Annotated in this window: 19 protein-coding genes; 8 read left to right on the plus strand and 11 right to left on the minus strand. The window is 38.1% G+C overall.

Annotated elements, in window-relative coordinates:
• Positions 1-47: 47 nt before the first annotated feature.
• The 10 genes from INE92_RS07430 to INE92_RS07475 all read right to left on the minus strand — a co-directional run bounded on the left by INE92_RS07430 (position 48) and on the right by INE92_RS07475 (position 10505).
• Positions 48-1346 carry a hypothetical protein gene (locus INE92_RS07430; RefSeq protein ID WP_004303673.1) on the minus strand — a complete coding sequence of 433 codons (1299 nt, stop codon included), beginning with the start codon at positions 1344-1346 and terminating at the stop codon, positions 48-50.
• Positions 1347-1374: 28 nt separating this feature from the next.
• Complete coding sequence (locus INE92_RS07435) at positions 1375-2511, minus strand: polysaccharide pyruvyl transferase family protein (RefSeq protein ID WP_004314907.1); 1137 nt, start codon at positions 2509-2511, stop codon at positions 1375-1377.
• Between the two features lie 7 nt (positions 2512-2518).
• Complete coding sequence (locus tag INE92_RS07440; protein ID WP_004303675.1) at positions 2519-3487, minus strand: Coenzyme F420 hydrogenase/dehydrogenase, beta subunit C-terminal domain; 969 nt, start codon at positions 3485-3487, stop codon at positions 2519-2521.
• Complete coding sequence (locus INE92_RS07445) at positions 3471-5021, minus strand: oligosaccharide flippase family protein (protein WP_004314906.1); 1551 nt, start codon at positions 5019-5021, stop codon at positions 3471-3473. The genes INE92_RS07440 and INE92_RS07445 overlap by 17 nt, the downstream gene beginning before the upstream one ends.
• Positions 5022-5099: 78 nt before the next feature.
• Positions 5100-6173: a dTDP-glucose 4,6-dehydratase gene (rfbB, locus tag INE92_RS07450; RefSeq protein ID WP_004314905.1), complete on the minus strand. Its 1074-nt coding sequence runs from the start codon at positions 6171-6173 to the stop codon at positions 5100-5102.
• Positions 6174-6180: 7 nt separating this feature from the next.
• Positions 6181-7047 (minus strand): dTDP-4-dehydrorhamnose reductase, encoded by an 867-nt coding sequence (rfbD, locus tag INE92_RS07455; RefSeq protein ID WP_004314904.1) that lies wholly within the window; start codon positions 7045-7047, stop codon positions 6181-6183.
• Positions 7048-7052: 5 nt separating this feature from the next.
• Positions 7053-7622 (minus strand): dTDP-4-dehydrorhamnose 3,5-epimerase, encoded by a 570-nt coding sequence (rfbC, locus tag INE92_RS07460; protein ID WP_008016688.1) that lies wholly within the window; start codon positions 7620-7622, stop codon positions 7053-7055.
• Positions 7623-7671: 49 nt separating this feature from the next.
• A complete protein-coding gene (rfbA, locus tag INE92_RS07465) occupies positions 7672-8559 on the minus strand; it encodes a glucose-1-phosphate thymidylyltransferase RfbA (protein WP_004316631.1) in 888 nt (295 codons plus the stop codon).
• Between the two features lie 72 nt (positions 8560-8631).
• Positions 8632-9198 carry a UpxY family transcription antiterminator gene (locus tag INE92_RS07470; protein WP_004316632.1) on the minus strand — a complete coding sequence of 189 codons (567 nt, stop codon included), beginning with the start codon at positions 9196-9198 and terminating at the stop codon, positions 8632-8634.
• 356 nt (positions 9199-9554) lie between these two features.
• Positions 9555-10505, minus strand: a complete 951-nt coding sequence (locus tag INE92_RS07475) for a tyrosine-type DNA invertase cluster 3b (protein WP_008022559.1) — start codon at positions 10503-10505, stop codon at positions 9555-9557.
• 128 nt (positions 10506-10633) lie between these two features.
• Between INE92_RS07475 and INE92_RS07480 the strand changes: the two genes are divergently transcribed.
• The 8 genes from INE92_RS07480 to glyA all read left to right on the plus strand — a co-directional run bounded on the left by INE92_RS07480 (position 10634) and on the right by glyA (position 16781).
• Complete coding sequence (locus tag INE92_RS07480) at positions 10634-11044, plus strand: DUF4119 family protein (RefSeq protein ID WP_049702700.1); 411 nt, start codon at positions 10634-10636, stop codon at positions 11042-11044.
• Between the two features lie 228 nt (positions 11045-11272).
• Entirely contained in the window at positions 11273-11617 is a 345-nt protein-coding gene (locus INE92_RS07485) for an SH3 beta-barrel fold-containing protein (protein WP_009039539.1), read from the plus strand.
• Positions 11618-11640: 23 nt separating this feature from the next.
• A complete protein-coding gene (locus INE92_RS07490) occupies positions 11641-12420 on the plus strand; it encodes a DUF4373 domain-containing protein (RefSeq protein WP_015531039.1) in 780 nt (259 codons plus the stop codon).
• Between the two features lie 112 nt (positions 12421-12532).
• The gene (gene pyrB / locus INE92_RS07495) at positions 12533-13474 is read left to right on the plus strand and encodes an aspartate carbamoyltransferase (protein WP_009039538.1); all 942 of its coding nucleotides are present in this window, start codon (positions 12533-12535) and stop codon (positions 13472-13474) included.
• On the plus strand, positions 13471-13932 hold the full coding sequence (pyrI, locus tag INE92_RS07500; RefSeq protein WP_004303448.1) for an aspartate carbamoyltransferase regulatory subunit: 462 nt from the start codon (positions 13471-13473) through the stop codon (positions 13930-13932). Before pyrB ends, pyrI begins: the two co-directional genes overlap by 4 nt.
• Positions 13933-14039: 107 nt before the next feature.
• A complete protein-coding gene (locus tag INE92_RS07505; protein ID WP_004303449.1) occupies positions 14040-14609 on the plus strand; it encodes a flavin reductase family protein in 570 nt (189 codons plus the stop codon).
• A 16-nt stretch (positions 14610-14625) separates the two neighbouring features.
• Positions 14626-15366: a porin family protein gene (locus INE92_RS07510; RefSeq protein ID WP_151920918.1), complete on the plus strand. Its 741-nt coding sequence runs from the start codon at positions 14626-14628 to the stop codon at positions 15364-15366.
• A gap of 134 nt (positions 15367-15500) precedes the next feature.
• Positions 15501-16781, plus strand: coding sequence for a serine hydroxymethyltransferase (glyA, locus tag INE92_RS07515; RefSeq protein WP_004303451.1), 1281 nt, complete (start codon positions 15501-15503; stop codon positions 16779-16781).
• A gap of 338 nt (positions 16782-17119) precedes the next feature.
• Here the strand turns inward: glyA and INE92_RS07520 are convergent, their stop codons facing one another.
• Positions 17120-18787 (minus strand): formate--tetrahydrofolate ligase, encoded by a 1668-nt coding sequence (locus tag INE92_RS07520; protein ID WP_008640016.1) that lies wholly within the window; start codon positions 18785-18787, stop codon positions 17120-17122.
• Positions 18788-18813 lie beyond the last annotated feature (26 nt).

Genomic DNA, 18813 nt, shown 5'->3' on the forward strand with positions numbered 1-18813 from the left:
AATAATAATATATACATATTTCTGATAAACTAAATAGCTTACTCAAATCAATGTTTTCTACCTATAAATATTTTCGACTCCATTAATAATAGCGTATAGAAAATAATAAAATATTTCATATAACCATATTCTCCTGTAATAGCCGAATAAGCAATGTAATAAACAGCTAATGTAATCACAAACAATGTTACATTAACATTCTTGTTCATTCTATATACCCCCCTAAATAACCAAACAAATGTAATGACCCACACACACAAGCCTACTATACCACTATTACAAAGTACAACGAAAATAAGAGACTCGAAAGCTAATAAAACAGGGTGAAGATCATGAATAGACATGTAATAACCACACCATTCATATCCCTTTCCAAAAATTAAACAATCCTGTATTTCCCTGAAGCAACCATTCAGTTGCTCCATACGCATATCAATAGAAGAACCTTCCACATTCGTTTGGCGACTATCTTTAATAAAAATTGAATCTATCGTTGCTGATAATTCTGGTATATTTTCAATAATAATATAACCAATAAATCCTATAACAGCGACATATATCATCGGTTTAATTCGACGTAACATTAATAGATAAAAGAAAACAGTCAGAAACATGGCACCTATCGGAGTACGGATGCCACAAAGAAAAATACAAACAACAATAAAAAACATCAATAAATATACAAATAATGGTTTTATTTTATCTTTCAAAGAATAAAGGTATACCATTGCTAAGCCTAAAAATAGACCGAAAATCATAGGGTGAGTGAACACCGATGATATTTTGATAATAAGCCGAGCCATTTGCTCACCAAATTGAGCCTCACGCAATTCTGCATTATTAATCTGTGCCATAAAATAGACATAAGGATTTAATCCATTCAAGGTCAACAAGAAAATTCCATATATAACGATGACAATAATTACAATAACCATACAGTTTCTACTATATCTAATGATTTTAGGATCATATCTAGACACATTCCACATAACTATTGGTAATACTAAATTAGTCATCATATTTGCACGCCATGAATTCAATGCAATATCTGTTGGAACAAACTCCTGAAAAGGCATCATAATAAGCATCATAACATAGAAAAAAATAAATGGATAGAATGGACGCAAATCCAACCTAACTTTACCGTGATGTTTATAATAATCTATGACAAAAGCAATAAGAAGTAAAATATTCGCAAAATTCCAGCTCAGAGAAATCCCTAAAAAATTTATATTAAAATATGGAACCAAAAAAAAGTAAGCGAGATACAAAACCAGACCTATTCGCAACTTTACGAAAAAAGCCACAAGAATGATAATGGTTAACCAAGATTGAATAAATGCCATAGAGCGGATATTGTAATATAGGCTAAAATTAGTCCAAGCTTTTATATTTTGTAACTATTCTCTCTACTATAGCATCTGCTTCCTTTTCACTGATATCATTTATCATGGCTGTACTATCATAAATGCCATTTGCTTCAAATGCTCCTTGAAATTTATAACTATATGCTAACCCAAACAATGGTACTCCTGTATACATAGCTGCAAAATTAGCATGCATACGTGTGCCAATAAAAAACTTCATTTGAGATATAATAAACTTTATTTGGGGCGAAATCAAATCTTGATCAATAAGTATAATATTGCTCTTATCATGCAATTTAGAATAGACATCACGTGCAGCTTCCAAATCGTCATTTGCAACTTCTACTTTCTGATAATTATATGAATGAGGTATTAAATAAATCGCAATATTCTTCTGTTGGAAATAAACAATAAGTTTATTTATGAGATATGGATACGTAGAAAATTGCCCTGAAAGAGTTCTAAATTTATTGCTATAAGCCAATCCACTTATATTAATACCTATTGCATTAGCCTTAATTTCAATGTTAAAAGGTTCCGGTTTCATATAGTATGACAAATCCCTCGTTTGTTCATACTTCAATCCCATTGCCTCCAAATCAGAAGCATATTTATTATCACGAACAAAAATTTGACTAGCGTAACAAAGTATACGGTCAGCTATAGCTTTATTCTTGCTCTCTCTAAATGGTCCTAATGTTTGAGGAAGAATAATAACAGGAATATTAAATTTCATTGCTAAATTGATATCAGGCAACCGATTGAGAAAAGAGGTAGTATTATAAATATCTGAAAAGCCATCTCCTCCATTAATTGCAGCAACGTACTCGACTTGCTTTATCATTCGTCCTAAATTAGTAAAGGGTAAACAAACATGCAAATATTTAAACAACAAAGCTTCTACAAAAAAAACATTAACCGTTAAACATTCCCATTTCACACCTGCTATATCAATCTTTTGAATATTAGTTCCCCTATTTTTTGATTTAAAAAGATTTTTCACAAAACGAAAATTTAGAATTTTCGTCTCCTTTGATAACAATTCTCTCTCATTCAGAAAAGAAAGTGAGCCATAGCTTAAAGCTGCTGTTCCTCTATTATTATCTCTAAAATTAAGTCCTGAAATGATAATATATGGTTTCATTGTATTTTTATTTAACAATTTTATAAACAATTCGAATTATAAGCATATGAAATCTAAGCATGAATGGAGATAATGTCATGATTTTCTTATATAATATATTATTCCCCATTTTTGATAATATATTATTAAACTTTTTTTCTAGCGATGCTTTATCTTTGGCCATTATAGTATGTCCTTGAGCTTCTATATAGTCTTCCACAGAAGAATCTATTAGCCGCAATAACGACTTATTTTTCATTTCTTCAATAAAAGCTAATCCCTTCTCTGTATTGATTAAAAACATTGTATGACCTATTTTATCACTAATTTTATATTTTCCCAACCAAGGATCTGCTAATGATACATCCGCCTTATAGCTAATATCTTCTTTGCACATGAGGCAACGTTTGGGACGGAATAATTTTGACTGATGCATTAATCTCCAAGGATTAGTATAATTATTTTTATATATTTTTTTACCATCAAACAATTCTATTTGTATCCCACTTGGCCACCCATTTCCCCTATATTGCATATTAATCACCTGACTTTTATCAATACCCATATACCGATAACAAAGCCATGTTCCCTCAAGAGTAGTTTGTCCTGAACAACAGAATGATATAATAAAATTATTAATATTATTCCTATCCAACACGGACCGTATTCCTTGAACTTGACAAGGCATACAAGTCACTATAATACCATTTTTAATACTCGATATATTCTCCTTTAAAAAAGAGAATATATCGATATCTTGATAAACACTACCACAGATATTTATTTCATTAAAGTCATATATCAATTTTGGAATATAGCCGCACTTTTCTTTATCATAAACAAAAGTCATAGAGGTATCATATTCAGACGTTGAAAGGAGATATTTAATGATAGATGTTCCTATACCGCCCGAAGATGCTTTATAACGAATCAGGTCATCTGTTGAATATCCGATATAATAAGCTAATGCTTTATTTATATTAGAATTTTCTCTCATATCTCTTATTAAATTTATTCTTGATATATGTTATAAAAAACGTGCGTTCATCCTTAGAAATTCCACTGAAAAATATAAAGATACATGTAGCTACCAATGACACTAAGGAAAGTATTATAAAACGTTCTAATCCTTGCGTCATGAAACTAATTATAATATATGGAGATATCAATGAAAATATAGAAACCAATATAACCCTTACTATAACATCCTTAAAAAATATTCGTATAGACAACCCTATAATCCTATGTAGCATTATTAAACGAACAACAAGGCAAAGAATAGAAATAAAAATAGTTGCATAATAGCAATATGCTGGCTCAAATCCCATTTTAAAAAGACCATATGAAAGCGGAAATGCCATCAAAGCTAATCCTCCCACAATTATTTGGTAATTCCGTATGTTGCCAGTGGCTAACATTGCAGTAAATAAAGTATTTGAGAGAGATTGACATAACATATATATCAAAGATAACTGTACAAAAATAACTGTATATTTTGGTGTATTTTTCAGCCAACATGCAAGGATATATTCTGTTTCGAAAAGAATGGGTATTACCATAATCAACAAAAGATAAAAAGAATAACGCGAACCAGTCATTACAAGTTTCATCATATATTCTCTATTTCCAGATGCATAAGATTTTGTTATTTGCGGATTAAGTGCCATGACAAAATTGCTTACAAACTGATTTAAAGCATTATCAACTTGTGTCGTAATTCCTCTAGCCGCATTAACTGCTACACCAAAGAATATATTTAAAAGAATATTAATTCCATAGTTAGTCAAAACGACCGATGAGGACCCAATTATATTCCAGCCAGAGAATCCTAAAATTTGTTTATAATAAAAACGTTCTTTTACCAATTTGAATTTACATTCAATAAAATTTCTCGAACAATACACCCCATAAATCATACGAATAGCTAAAGAAACCAGCAACATTAAAGCTCCATATATTATCAACTTATCAAAAGTGGATAATATCAATAGATAAACGATGAGTAATTTCAGAATAGACTCTATTAAAGTGATATAAGCAAAAGCAGCCATCCGTTCATGTGCAATTATAGTTGAATTATATGGGATGCTAATAATATTAACAACAAATGTTATTAATGAAAACTGAAACACCCAGTTAGCAGCCGTTAATCTTGATATAGGGATATTCATTTGATTATTCAAAAAATATACACCTACGCTCTCTGCAAGTACGATTATTACGAGTGCTATAATTATATGTATTAATACAGCTGTCGAGAAAATCTCCTGACTATGATTTTCATCTTTTTTTCCTAATTCATATGTAATGAAGCGTTGTGTAGACGATGTTAATGTAGCACTAATTAAAGCGAACATTCCAACAAATCCACCTACAACATTATAAATTCCAAAATCATTTATACCTAAAACTTCTAAAATCACACGTGAAGTATACAAACTTATGGCCATTGTAATAAATGTCCGAATATAAAGAAGTAATGTATTCTTCGCTATACGTTTAGAATTATTTTGTGTAATATTTTCAGTCAAAATAGAAATTTACCCGTTAATTATTAATGTTTATAGAAAACTTTAATAATTCATTTTACCAATATAAAAATGCTCTTATTAAAGAGATTTATCATCTCTGTCATTATCTTTTTGATAATCACCAGTTGTCACATTATCCATCCAGTTCTGATTATCCAAATACCATCTAACAGTTTTCTCTATCCCTTCTTCAAACTGCAGACTTGGCTCCCAACCTAATTCATTCTTCAATTTATTCGAATCGATTGCATAACGTAAATCATGTCCTTTACGATCTGTTACATAAGTAATCAAATGATCTGAAGTACCCTCGGAATTACCTAACAAACGATCAACAGTCTTTATGATAACTTTTATAAGATCAATATTCGTCCATTCATTAAAACCACCAATATTATAGGTATCAGCCGTGTTTCCGTTATGAAAAATCAAATCTATCGCCCTAGCATGGTCAACAACATATAACCAGTCTCTTACATTTTCCCCCTTACCATACACCGGCAAGGGTTTGCCCTGACGGATATTATTTATAAATAATGGGATCAATTTCTCCGGAAATTGATAAGGACCATAATTATTGGAGCAGTTTGTTACAATGGTAGGCATACCATAAGTATCATGAAAAGCCCTCACAAAATGATCACTACCTGCCTTGCTAGCTGAATAAGGACTATGGGGCTGGTATTTAGTCTCCTCCGTAAAGAATGTACCATCGAATTCCAAAGCACCATAAACCTCATCTGTAGAAATATGATAAAAACGCTTATCTTCATAACATTCAGGAAGTATCTCCCAAGTCAGTTTTGCAGCTTGGAGCAGAGAGAGAGTCCCCATCACATTCGTTTGAGCAAATGTTAACGGATCTTTTATACTACGATCTACATGACTTTCAGCAGCCAGATGAATAACTCCATCAATATGATACTGCTTGAAGATTTCTAGCATTTTCTCAAAGTCACAGATGTCGGCCTTTACAAAGGTATAATTAGGCTGATCTTCGACATCTTTCAGGTTGGCTAGATTACCGGCATAAGTCAGTTTATCCAGATTGACTATATGATATTCAGGATATTTATTGACGAACAAACGTACAACGTGCGATCCAATGAAGCCTGCTCCACCTGTAATCAGTATATTTCGTGCAAAATTCATGTCTATTTTAATAATCTAATTGTTGTTTCAATTCATTTATACATTTCTGCAGAGAATCTTTCCAATAAGGAACAGTGATTCCAAAAGTAGATTTCACCTTTGTTTTATCCAGTACAGAAAAATGAGGACGTTTTACCTTACTGGGAAATTCATCACTGTGACAAGGTTGAATATCACACACATTGCCACTCAAGTCACAGATTTCCTTCGCAAAGTCATACCATGAACATACACCTTCATTACTGAAATGGTAGATGCCTTCTTTATAGAGTTGATTTTCCTCAATCACCTGATAGATAACAGATGCCAAATCTCCGGCATAAGTGGGAGTACCAACCTGATCAAAGACTACTTTCAGGGTGTCTTTATCAGAGGTGAGTTGTCGCATTGTTTTTACGAAGTTCTTCCCATAAGGGGAATAAAGCCAGGCAGTACGAAAGATAAGATAACGACAGCCGGTTCCCTGTATGCTATGCTCACCGGCCAGCTTCGTTTTACCATACACGCCCAAAGGATTAGTTTCCCAATCTTCCCGACAAGGGACATTTCTGTCTCCCTGAAAAACATAGTCCGTAGAGACATGTATTAAGGTAGCATCAGCTTCTTTTGCTACAATAGCCAGATTCTCCACTGCCTTATTATTCAATAAATCAGCAGTCGCGAAATCGTCTTCCGCCTTGTCTACATTTGTATAGGCAGCACAATTAACGATGACATGAATTTGGTTGTCATTGACCATTTTACGGATAGAATCACGACTGGTTATATCCAACTCTGCCACATCGGTAAAAATATAATGGTTGGAGCTGGTTGATGACACACGGCGCATCTCATTACCAAGCTGACCGTTAGCTCCTGTCACTAGAATATTCATTGAGCTTAATACAGATTTTCGTTATAATCAAATAACCAGCTGGCTTCTTCCAGACGTTCGTGATGTTTGTCCTTCTCGGAAAGGATTATTTTATCAGCAGGAACCTTCCAGTCAATTTTCAACGCGGGATCATCCCAAGCCAAGGCACCTTCACATTGGGGAGCATAGAAGTTGTCACATTTATACTGAAAAATAACCTCTTCTGTCAAAACAACAAAGCCATGGGCAAATCCACGCGGAATAAAGAACTGACGGTGGTTTTCTTCAGTCAACTCCACTGCTACATGCTCTCCAAATGTTGGTGAGCCTTTACGGATATCGACAGCCACATCAAGGACAGAGCCTTTAATGACACGTACCAGTTTACTCTGGGCATAAGGTGGTTTCTGAAAATGAAGACCACGTAAAACACCATAACTGGATTTGCTTTCATTATCCTGGACAAAATCTACCTTACGGACCTTTTCTGTAAATTCACGTTGAGAGAAGGATTCGAAAAAGTAACCACGGTCATCTTTAAAAAGGCGAGGTTCAATGATGACAACACCCTCTATAGCAGTTTTGATTATTTCCACTGTGATTAGTGTTTATTAGTTATTTAAATTACCGGAAAGGAATATGGCATTATTCCAGTCCCAGTTCATTTATCACTTTTAAAAGGTACTGGCCATATTGGTTCTTTAGCATGGGCTTGGCCAGCTCACGCATTTTATCCGCTGTTATCCAGCCATGACGCAGGGCAATACCTTCAAGACACGCTACTTTCAATCCCTGACGCTTTTCAATCACTTCAATAAAAGTACTGGCTTCGGAAAGAGAATCGTGCGTGCCGGTGTCAAGCCAGGCAAAACCACGGCCTAACAGTTGAACCTTTAATTGGTGGTCATTGAGAAATTCCTGATTAACAGTAGTGATTTCTAACTCTCCACGGGGAGAAGGTTGTATATGTTTGGCTACATCCACCACTTTATTGGGGTAGAAATAGAGTCCCACTACAGCATAATTGGATTTTGGATTTTCTGGTTTTTCATCAATACTCAAAACATTTCCATCCTTATCAAAATCAGCAACTCCATAACGTTCGGGATCAGCAACCCAATAACCGAATACGGTTGCTTTCTGCTCCTCCTCTACTGTACGAACAGCTTCCTGTAACATACGGGTAAAGCTTTGACCATAGAAAATATTATCACCTAATACCAGGCAGACGGAATCATTCCCGATGAAGTCTTCACCGATAATAAAGGCTTGTGCCAGACCGTCCGGAGAAGGTTGTTCGGCATATTCAAACCGTACTCCGTAGTCGGAGCCATCACCCAAAAGACGCTTGAAGCCCGGAAGATCATAAGGAGTGGAAATAATCAGGATCTCACGGATTCCAGCCAACATAAGGACTGAAATCGGATAATAAATCATAGGCTTGTCAAAGACAGGAAGCAACTGCTTACTCACTCCTTTGGTGATAGGATACAGACGAGTGCCTGAACCACCAGCTAAAACGATTCCTTTCATAAAAGCTTATTTCAATTTTAGAAAATAAGTAAACTGTTTTGAGATGGACACAAAGTAGCTTTTATTCTGTGTCTATTTAAATGGTTCCACATACCCAACCGGCATATCCGCACAAGCACACCCCAGCATATTCAACCGGACAGCAATCTTACTTCTACCATCTACCGTAACAAGTTCTCCTACAAGACCAGTCAAGGGACCTTTAATGACACACACTTTTTCACCACGTGCCAAAGGAGCACTATTCATACAGATTGCCTCTTCGGAATAGTCAAGCATAAAACGGAAACGAGCCATTTGTTCATCAGGAATGATAGTCGGACTGCTCTCACCACGCATTACCATATACCGACTAACGGTAGAAAAGGAAAGAACCTCTTTACGCTCTTTAGGATCAGCATGTACAAAAACCATCATCGGAAGCAACACGGATTCAACCACTTTACGGCGGTCGCTCCATTGATGTACCTCTTGCTGGACTGGTACAAAATTTTCAATCCCCATTTTGTCTAAACGTTCGGCTACTTTCTTCTCATGATGCATACGAACCAGAGCAACATACCAGCGTTTAGAGTGTGCTACGCCTTCCCCTGTCCCAATATTAGGCCCAGCACTTAAAGTTTCTTTCGTTAGAATCATACTTTTTTACCCCTTATTTTTCCGTTACTTCTTAGGTAACGGATAATTATTCGGTGCAAAGATATGCAAAAATACAAATAGTAAACAAGTAAAATCTTCTTTTTTTTCTGAATTGTTGAAATATGCAACAAAAATATATCAGGACATGATGATTCTGTTTGATCATGCCTGAAATTCCTGTACTCTGTTTCCAAAGATGTTTTCCCTTCACGTAGGTTAGAAAAACATCTTTGTAGGCAGTTCCTGTCCATGTTTTTCTGCTTTCATCTGTTTTTCTGTGAATGAGTACCTTATCCGTTACCTAAGAAGTAACGGAAACATTTCGCCCTTGATTTCTAACACTTTATCGTTAACTATCAACCTAAACGATAGTTTCTAATGTAAGATAAATTCCCTTTATTTACCTCTGTACGTTCTTTGAGTTCAAAACCTTTTAAATAGATTTGTGTCGTTTTTATAGATTTATGCCCCAATGATTCACTGATCATTTCAATTGGCACTCCACGATACTTCGCTGTCGTTGCCCAAGAATGGCGCAGTGTATAAGAAGAAACCGGAGATTTCAACCGTAAAACTCTCGCCAAATCTTTCAAACGATTATTAAAATTCCGAAGAGCAGACTGATATTCACGATATGCCCTTTCATCCTTCCGTTTTTTGTTACTACAAAGTATATCAAACAGATAGTCCGGACAATCGGGAATGGGTTCCTGATTACTCCGGAGTTGATTTATCATTCCCCTGGCGGTATCCAATACTTCTACGCTCATAGGAGTTTTCGTCTTGATTCGATTATAGCGCAACACGCTCTGATCTAAAGCTGATTTTTCCAAATGTGCCAAATCAGCAAATGACATTCCACAAAACTGAAACATCAGGGCGGCAATAATTTGTGTACGACGTAAACGTTCCGATTTGGGATCTTCATACAAAAGCTTATGTAACTCACCGGCAGACAAAGCTTTCTTTTGCCGGACATCCACACCTGTATAGACATCATGAAACAATCGAGGAACATAAGGGGCACTCCCCGCTTCCACTCCCCGATTGTAAATACTACGAAGCATACGCATATACGTAGAAATCGTATTGGGCTTCAAACCACACTCATAAAGATACTGACCATAACGTCGTAAACGTTCCTTGGTAACTTGCTTGAACGACACATTCAATGTACCACAATACCTCCCGAAAGAATAAAGGGCGTTCTTATAAACGTGCGCCGTAGAATAACGCCCTTCCTTTCGTAAACGATTGATGTAGTTCTCACCACATCGACTAAATCCATTTTTATTCATCATTTGCATCACTAGTTATTTTATATATATACTATTTGGCAAGCGACAAAAGAACAAATCTTTTTGCAGGTTCAATTTCACTTTCCAGATATTATTTTCGAATTAACATTCATTAATATTGCAAAAATTAACTAATTATGAGAAGCGAAAAATCTAAAAAAGGAAGTAAAAACAACAAAGCAAAAAGAAATGTTCAAACAGTGGAAAAAGCCCCCAGAAGACAGTCAAAGGAAGAAATCATCAGTGAAGAAGAGCTGGAAAACAGAATAGCAATCAGTGGAGATATCCGCCTTTATCTCACCATGCATTTGAGAATCTTTATCGATGGATATTTCCACCATCCTAAGAAAAAAAAGCTGATAAATCTGGCCCAATATATCTATGACCAAAAAGTATTATACATTCACAAGCATGGCGGCTATAAGTTAATGGAACTTAGCAGTATACATGCTGAATTGGCGGCATTGAAAAAGTCTGTCGAAGAAGAATATATGAAAGAGAAAAAGGAAAAAAGAGAACAGGCTGAAAAGCTTAAAAGCAAGTACTAAGAAAAAATAATGGGACAAGTGAAATATAAGGCCTACCTTCGCCGCCGTTTTCAACCGGTCGGAAAACAACAAGAATTTCTCTCAAAAAATAGTGACGGTATGCTGTTGTCATAGCGTCACTATAATGAAAGGATAGTAACGCTATGACAACAGCATACCGTCACTATCCGACAGGGGATATTTATGTTTAAATAAAAACTTAATTTTTCAATCAAAAAACAGAAGAAAATGAGACAAAAGATCAAGAAAGGCAAGTTGGAAGCTTGCAAATTAGTATGGAAAAAACGTATTACTGCCGAAAAGGGGATTTCGGATAAATGTGCGGAGAGAATTGTACAGGAGTGCATTAAACTAATAGAACACATGTTGTATGGAAATGCAATGATAGCTTTTCATAAGCAGGATGGTACGTTCTGCCTGGAAAGAGGAACACTGGTAGGATATGAAAAATTCTTTCATAGAGAATTTAATATCACAGCACAACAAGAGTCTATTATCTATTGGAGTGAAGAACAAAAAGGATGGAGAAGATTCATGATCGGAAACCTGATGGAATGGAAAGCTATTGTATAGTTTATAATAAAAAATACTGAATAATGAATATGATTAATAAAGGGATACCTTACTTCCCGACACCGGCAAACTTTTTTGACGAAGAAGTGATGGAATTATTAGAAGCCAAATTCGGAGTATTAGCTTCTTACATGGTCATGAGATTGCTTTGCAAAATCTATAAAGAGGGATATTACATCTCTTGGGGGAAAGAACAAAATCTAATTTTCGTCCGCAAAGTAGGTGGCGGGATCAAAGAGGACATGATGGAAAAGATTGTCGACCTGTTATTGGAAAAAGGATTTTTCCATAAAGAAACCTACGAGAAACACGGTATACTCACTTCGGAACAGATTCAAAGAGTGTGGTTCGAAGCTACGACACGAAGAAAAATAGATTTCTCACAACTACCTTATTTATTAGAGACCAAACAGAGAAAAAGGATACACAAGGATGAGTTGAACAAGGAAAATGCTAACATTTTTCCAACTCAAGAGGAGGTGAGTTCAGAAAATGCAGACATTTCTCGACAAACTAAACTAAAGGAAACTAAACTAAATACTGAAGAAGAAGAAATAAGCGATGCTTCGTTTGAAATTCCGGGGTATGCATACAATCAGGCCACACACAACATGAACGGACTGATAGACAGTCTGGAACGCCACAAAGTAACTAATTTGAAGGAGAGGCAGACAATTCTCCGGTTATCAGACTATGGCAGGAAAGGCACCCAAGTATGGAAACTACTCTCCAATACGGCCTGGAGCAAAATCGGAGCACCGGGGAAATATATCATTGCAGCACTAGCCAGCGGACGGAAATAAACCGACTGATTAAAAGCTGATAAAAAAGGTACGAAAAATCTGTGCTTTTCACAAATTCTTCGTACCTTTACGCTCCGGTAAAACAAGTTCTATCCACATAAAAGATAACAAAATGGAAAACAGAAGTTTAGTAACCATTGCCGAACATTCTAAAGAAAAAATCCTCTACATGCTCGAAATGGCGAAGCAGTTTGAAATGAACCCCAATCGCCGGTTATTACAAGGAAAGGTAGTAGCAACCCTGTTCTTCGAACCTTCCACCCGTACCCGCTTGAGTTTTGAAACAGCTGCCAACCGTCTCGGTGCACGAGTAATCGGATTCTCTGACCCCAAGGCCACCAGCTCTTCCAAAGGGGAAACACTTAAAGACACGATCATGATGGTGAGTAACTACGCAGATATTATCGTCATGCGACACTATCTCGAAGGAGCTGCACGATATGCCAGCGAAGTAGCCCCGGTGCCCATTGTCAATGCAGGTGACGGAGCTAACCAGCACCCGTCGCAGACGATGCTCGATCTTTACTCTATCTACAAGACGCAAGGAACGCTGGAAAATCTGAATATTTTCCTAGTGGGTGACTTGAAATACGGCCGCACCGTACATTCTTTGCTGATGGCGATGCGACACTTTAATCCGACTTTCCATTTTATCGCTCCCGAAGAATTGAAAATGCCGGAAGAATACAAACTTTACTGCAAAACGCACCAAATAAAATACGTTGAACATACAGACTTTTCCGAAGAGATTATCGCCGACGCCGATATTCTGTATATGACCCGTGTGCAACGCGAACGTTTCACCGACTTGATGGAATATGAACGGGTGAAGAATGTATATATTCTCCGTAACAAAATGTTGGAAAACACACGTCCGAACCTGCGTATCCTGCACCCGCTTCCCCGTGTCAACGAAATTGCTTACGATGTGGATGACAACCCGAAAGCATATTATTTCCAACAGGCACAAAACGGTCTGTATGCCCGCGAAGCAATCCTTTGCGATGTATTAGGTATCACATTAGAGGACGTTAAAAACGATATTTTATTATGAGCGAAAATAAACAAGCATTGCAAGTAGCTGCCCTGAAAAACGGAACAGTGATTGACCATATCCCATCTGAAAAGCTCTTCACCGTAGTGCAACTGCTCGGTGTGGAACAAATGACAAGCAATATCACGATCGGATTCAACCTCGACAGTAAGAAACTAGGCAAAAAAGGGATCATCAAAATTGCAGATAAATTCTTTTGTGACGAAGAGATCAACCGTATTTCGGTAGTAGCACCGCACGTCAAACTGAACATTATCCGCGATTACGAGGTAGTGGAAAAGAAAGAGGTAAAAATGCCGGATGAGCTTCGTGGCATCGTGAAATGTGCCAATCCGAAATGTATTACCAACAATGAACCGATGAGCACCATCTTTCATGTGATAGATAAGGATAATTGCATCGTGAAATGCCATTATTGCGAAAAAGAACAGAAACGAGAAGAGATAACAATCCTCTAACTTCAGCTCACCACAGATTACACGGATTCACACAGATTTTTATTTTATGGAATAATAATATCTATATCTGTGTTAATCTGTGTAATCTGTGGTAAAAAATGACAACTATGAAACAGGACTGGAAACCAGGAACGATGATTTATCCGCTGCCGGCTGTACTAGTCAGTTGCGGAAAAGAGGAAAGCGAATATAATATGTTCACAGTAGCATGGACGGGTACGATTTGCACGAACCCGCCCATGTGTTACATATCCGTACGTCCGGAACGCCATTCATACGATATTATCAAAAAAAATATGGAGTTTGTCATCAACCTGACAACCAAAGACATGGCTTTTGCCACCGACTGGTGCGGAGTTCGTTCGGGACGTGATTATCATAAATTCGAAGAGATGAAACTGACACCCGGACAGTGTACGGTAGTCAGTGCCCCGCTGATTGAAGAATCACCCCTTTGCATTGAATGTCGTGTAAAAGAAATCATCTCTCTTGGTTCACATGATATGTTTATTGCCGACGTGGTAAATGTGCGTGCCGATGAACGGAACCTGAACCCCGAAACCGGAAAGCTGGAACTGGCGGAAGCTAATCCGCTGGTATATGTGCACGGAGGATATTACAATTTGGGAGAGAAAATCGGAAAGTTCGGTTGGAGTGTAGAAAAGAAAAAATCATAAAAGGAACGATACTGTCATGGATATGCTGCGTAAATTCATTTTTTTAGGTTTATTAGTTGCAGCCGGCAGCCCGGTTGTCGGACAGAATTATAACGCAGACAGAGTAGACCGTCCCAATACAAAAAAAATAAATATCGGTATCAAAGCGGGCTTCAACTCTTCCATGTTCATGGTGTCTGAACTAAAAATTAAGGATGTGACTATCAATGAGGTACAGAATAACTATAAGATAGGTTATTTCGGTGCTCTCTTCATGCGCATCAATATGAAAAAACATTTTATCCAGCCTGAAGTGTCGTACAATGTAAGCAAAGGTGAGATTACGTTCGACAAACTCGGTTCCCAGCATCCTGCCATCGAGCCTGATTACGCATCGGTACAATCGGTGTTGCACAGTGTCGATTTTCCCGTTCTATATGGCTATAATGTGGTGAAAAAAGGACCTTACGGAATGTCTATCTTCGCAGGTCCCAAGCTTCGCTACCTATGGGGAAAGCACAATGAAATCACTTTTAAGAATTTCGACCAAAAGGGTATTCACGAAAAGTTGTATCCGTTCAATGTCAGCGCAGTGATTGGCGTAGGTGTCAACATCTCACGTATCTTCTTCGATTTCCGCTACGAACAAGGTATAGGAAACATCTCCAAGTCTATCATTTATGACAATATCAACTCCGACGGCAGTACGGGTGTGAGCAACATTATTTTCCGTCGCCGTGACAGCGCGTTAAGTTTTTCACTGGGATTCATTCTTTAAGAATAAAATATCATTAAATCCCGCTTTTTACTAACATTTTTCTTACTGTTCCTTCATTCTTTATTTATTTTCATTAACTTTGTGCGCTTAAAATAGGTATCTCGAATTAGAAATTTAATCTTACTTATAAAAGAATGAAAAGAGACGACATCATTTTCGACATCATCGAAAAAGAGCATCAACGTCAGTTGAAAGGAATCGAGCTGATTGCATCAGAAAACTTTGTGAGTGACCAAGTAATGCAGGCAATGGGTTCTTGCCTGACTAACAAGTACGCAGAAGGTTATCCCGGCAAACGTTACTACGGAGGTTGCGAAGTAGTAGACCAAAGCGAACAAATCGCTATCGACCGCCTGAAAGAAATTTTCGGCGCTGAATGGGCAAACGTACAGCCACACTCGGGAGCACAAGCTAATGCTGCTGTTTTCCTTGCTGTTCTGAATCCGGGCGACAAATTCATGGGATTAAATCTGGCACACGGCGGACACCTGTCTCACGGTTCATTAGTGAACACTTCCGGTATCATCTATACTCCTTGCGAATATAACCTGAATCAGGAAACAGGACGCGTTGATTACGACCAGATGGAAGAAGTCGCTCTTCGTGAAAAACCAAAAATGATTATCGGTGGTGGTTCTGCATACTCTCGTGAATGGGATTACAAACGTATGCGTGAAATCGCTGACAAAGTAGGCGCTATCCTGATGATCGACATGGCTCATCCTGCCGGTCTGATCGCTGCCGGAGTGCTCGAAAATCCGGTTAAATATGCACATATCGTCACTTCTACTACACATAAAACACTTCGCGGACCTCGTGGTGGTGTCATCATGATGGGTAAGGATTTCCCCAATCCATGGGGTAAGAAAACTCCGAAAGGTGAGATCAAAATGATGTCTCAATTACTGGATTCTGCCGTTTTCCCGGGTATCCAAGGCGGACCGTTGGAACATGTAATTGCTGCTAAAGCAGTTGCTTTCGGCGAAATCCTGCAACCTGAATTTAAGGAATATGCTAAACAAGTACAGAAAAATGCTGCCGTACTTGCACAGGCTTTGATCGACCGTGGCTTTACCATCGTTTCCGGTGGTACAGACAATCACTCTATGTTGGTCGACCTGCGTAGCAAATATCCTGATCTGACAGGTAAAGTGGCAGAAAAAGCATTGGTTTCTGCTGATATTACCGTTAACAAGAACATGGTTCCGTTCGACAGCCGTTCGGCTTTCCAGACTTCCGGTATCCGTTTGGGTACTCCTGCTATCACAACTCGTGGTGCAAAAGAAGACTTGATGCTCGAAATTGCAGAAATGATCGAGACTGTATTGTCTAACGTAGAAAATGAGGAAGTTATTGCACAAGTACGTGCACGCGTCAATGAGACAATGAAAAAATATCCTCTTTTCGCTTACTAAAACACAATTTTAAAGCTAGTAATTGTAAACTGTTATTAGCTTAATTCCCATTTAAGGTCTGCTCTTTACGAAAGGAGCAGGCCTTTTTTTATTTATTAACGGTCCCGTTCGAACCATCTTTCCGGAATTTCGTTTTTGTTACTATAAAAGAAATATATGATGTCATATATCACCCACAACAAGTACGAATTCAACCGTACAGTGTACATGAAGAGAAAAGAGAAGCGCACTGGACTCTATATACAGTCATCCCCGTCTTTCCACATTCATTTTATAGGGAAAGACGGGGATTTATTTTTATCGGCATAGCGCCAGAACAAGTGTTCTTTAAGTGTATATCAGCTCAATCCTTCTATTTCTCCATCCACAATATCGATATGCAATGCTTGCGGTTCTTTAGGCAATCCCGGCATACGAAGAATTTCTCCGGCAATGGCTACAATCATTTCAGCTCCGTTATTGATTACAATATCTTTAATATGGAACTCGAAATTGTTCACCGCGCCATAAATCTTAGGATCGGCAGAGAATGAATACTGTGTTTTAGCAATACAAACCGGGTAATGAGTGATGCCCATTTTCTCGATCAGTTTGATACGGTTGCGTGCAATACTGCTGTAAGTAATAACGCTGGCTCCGTAAATATTAGTAGCCACCTTTTCAATCTTCTGCTGTATATTATCTTCTTCCTTATATGTATAACGCAAAGGTTCGGACGGATTATTTTCGATTGTATCTACCACCAGGCGGGCCATGTCTACTGCCCCCTCTCCTCCTTCACTGAACGCATTGTTGATAGCAAAACCGACTCCCAACTGTTCGCAATGCTCACGCAGCAATTCCATTTCTTCATCGGTGTCGGACGCAAACTTATTGAAAGCTACAATAACCGTCTGACCGAATGAACGAAGATTACGAACATGTTTGTCCAGATTACGCAATCCTTCTTTCAGTCCTTCCATATTCGGTTCTTTGATACGGTCGAGACTGACACCTCCGTGCATCTTCAATCCTTGTGCCGTAGCGACAATCACCGTGAGACGCGGTTGGAGTCCACTCTTGCGGCACTTGATATTGTAGAACTTCTCTGCACCAAGATCAGCACCGAATCCGGCTTCTGTGATTACATAATCGCCGAAAGACATTGCCAATTTAGTGGCCAGAATAGAGTTACAACCATGCGCAATATTAGCGAACGGACCGCCGTGTACAAAAGCAGCGGTTCCTTCCGTAGTCTGCACCAGATTAGGATGGATGGCATCTTTCAGCAACACAGTGATAGCTCCTGCCACTCCCAGATCTTTTACGGTAAAAGGCTGGTCATCATAAGTGAAGCCCAACAGGATGTTTTCGATACGACGACGCAAATCACTCACATCTTTGGAAAGACAAAGAATCGCCATAATTTCCGAAGCAGGAGTAATATCGAAACCGGACTCTTGGGTAATCCCGTTAGATTTAGGTCCAAGACCGACAACGATGCTGCGCAACGAACGGTCGTTCACATCAAGCACTCTCCGCCAAAGGATTTCTTTCAATCCGAAACCTTTTGCCTGGTTCTGATAGAGATAATTGTCGAGCAAAGCCGAAATCATGTTATGAGCAGAGGTGATGGCGTGAAAATCCCCTGTGAAATGAAGGTTAATCTTATCCATCGGAAGCACTTGTGCATATCCTCCACCGGCCGCTCCTCCCTTCATTCCGAAACAAGGACCGAGAGACGGTTCACGAAGAGCGACAATCGCATTCTTTCCAATTTTATTCAGTCCCAAAGCAAGACCGATAGATACGGTAGTTTTGCCAATGCCCGCTTTGGTTGCCGTGATAGCAGTGACCAGGATGAGATTGCTTTTCTTCACTTTCTCTTCATCAATCAGTTGTTCAGGGATCTTTGCGATGTAGCGGCCATAATTCTCCACTTCCTCACGAGGAATTCCGACACCTTCGGCAACTTGCTTAATCTTCTTCAGCTCAATGCTGCGAGCAATTTCTATGTCTGATTTCATACAGAATATGATTAGTTTTATTTTTG

It is taken from the genome of Bacteroides xylanisolvens (genome assembly GCF_018289135.1).
GTDB classification, from domain to species: domain Bacteria; phylum Bacteroidota; class Bacteroidia; order Bacteroidales; family Bacteroidaceae; genus Bacteroides; species Bacteroides xylanisolvens.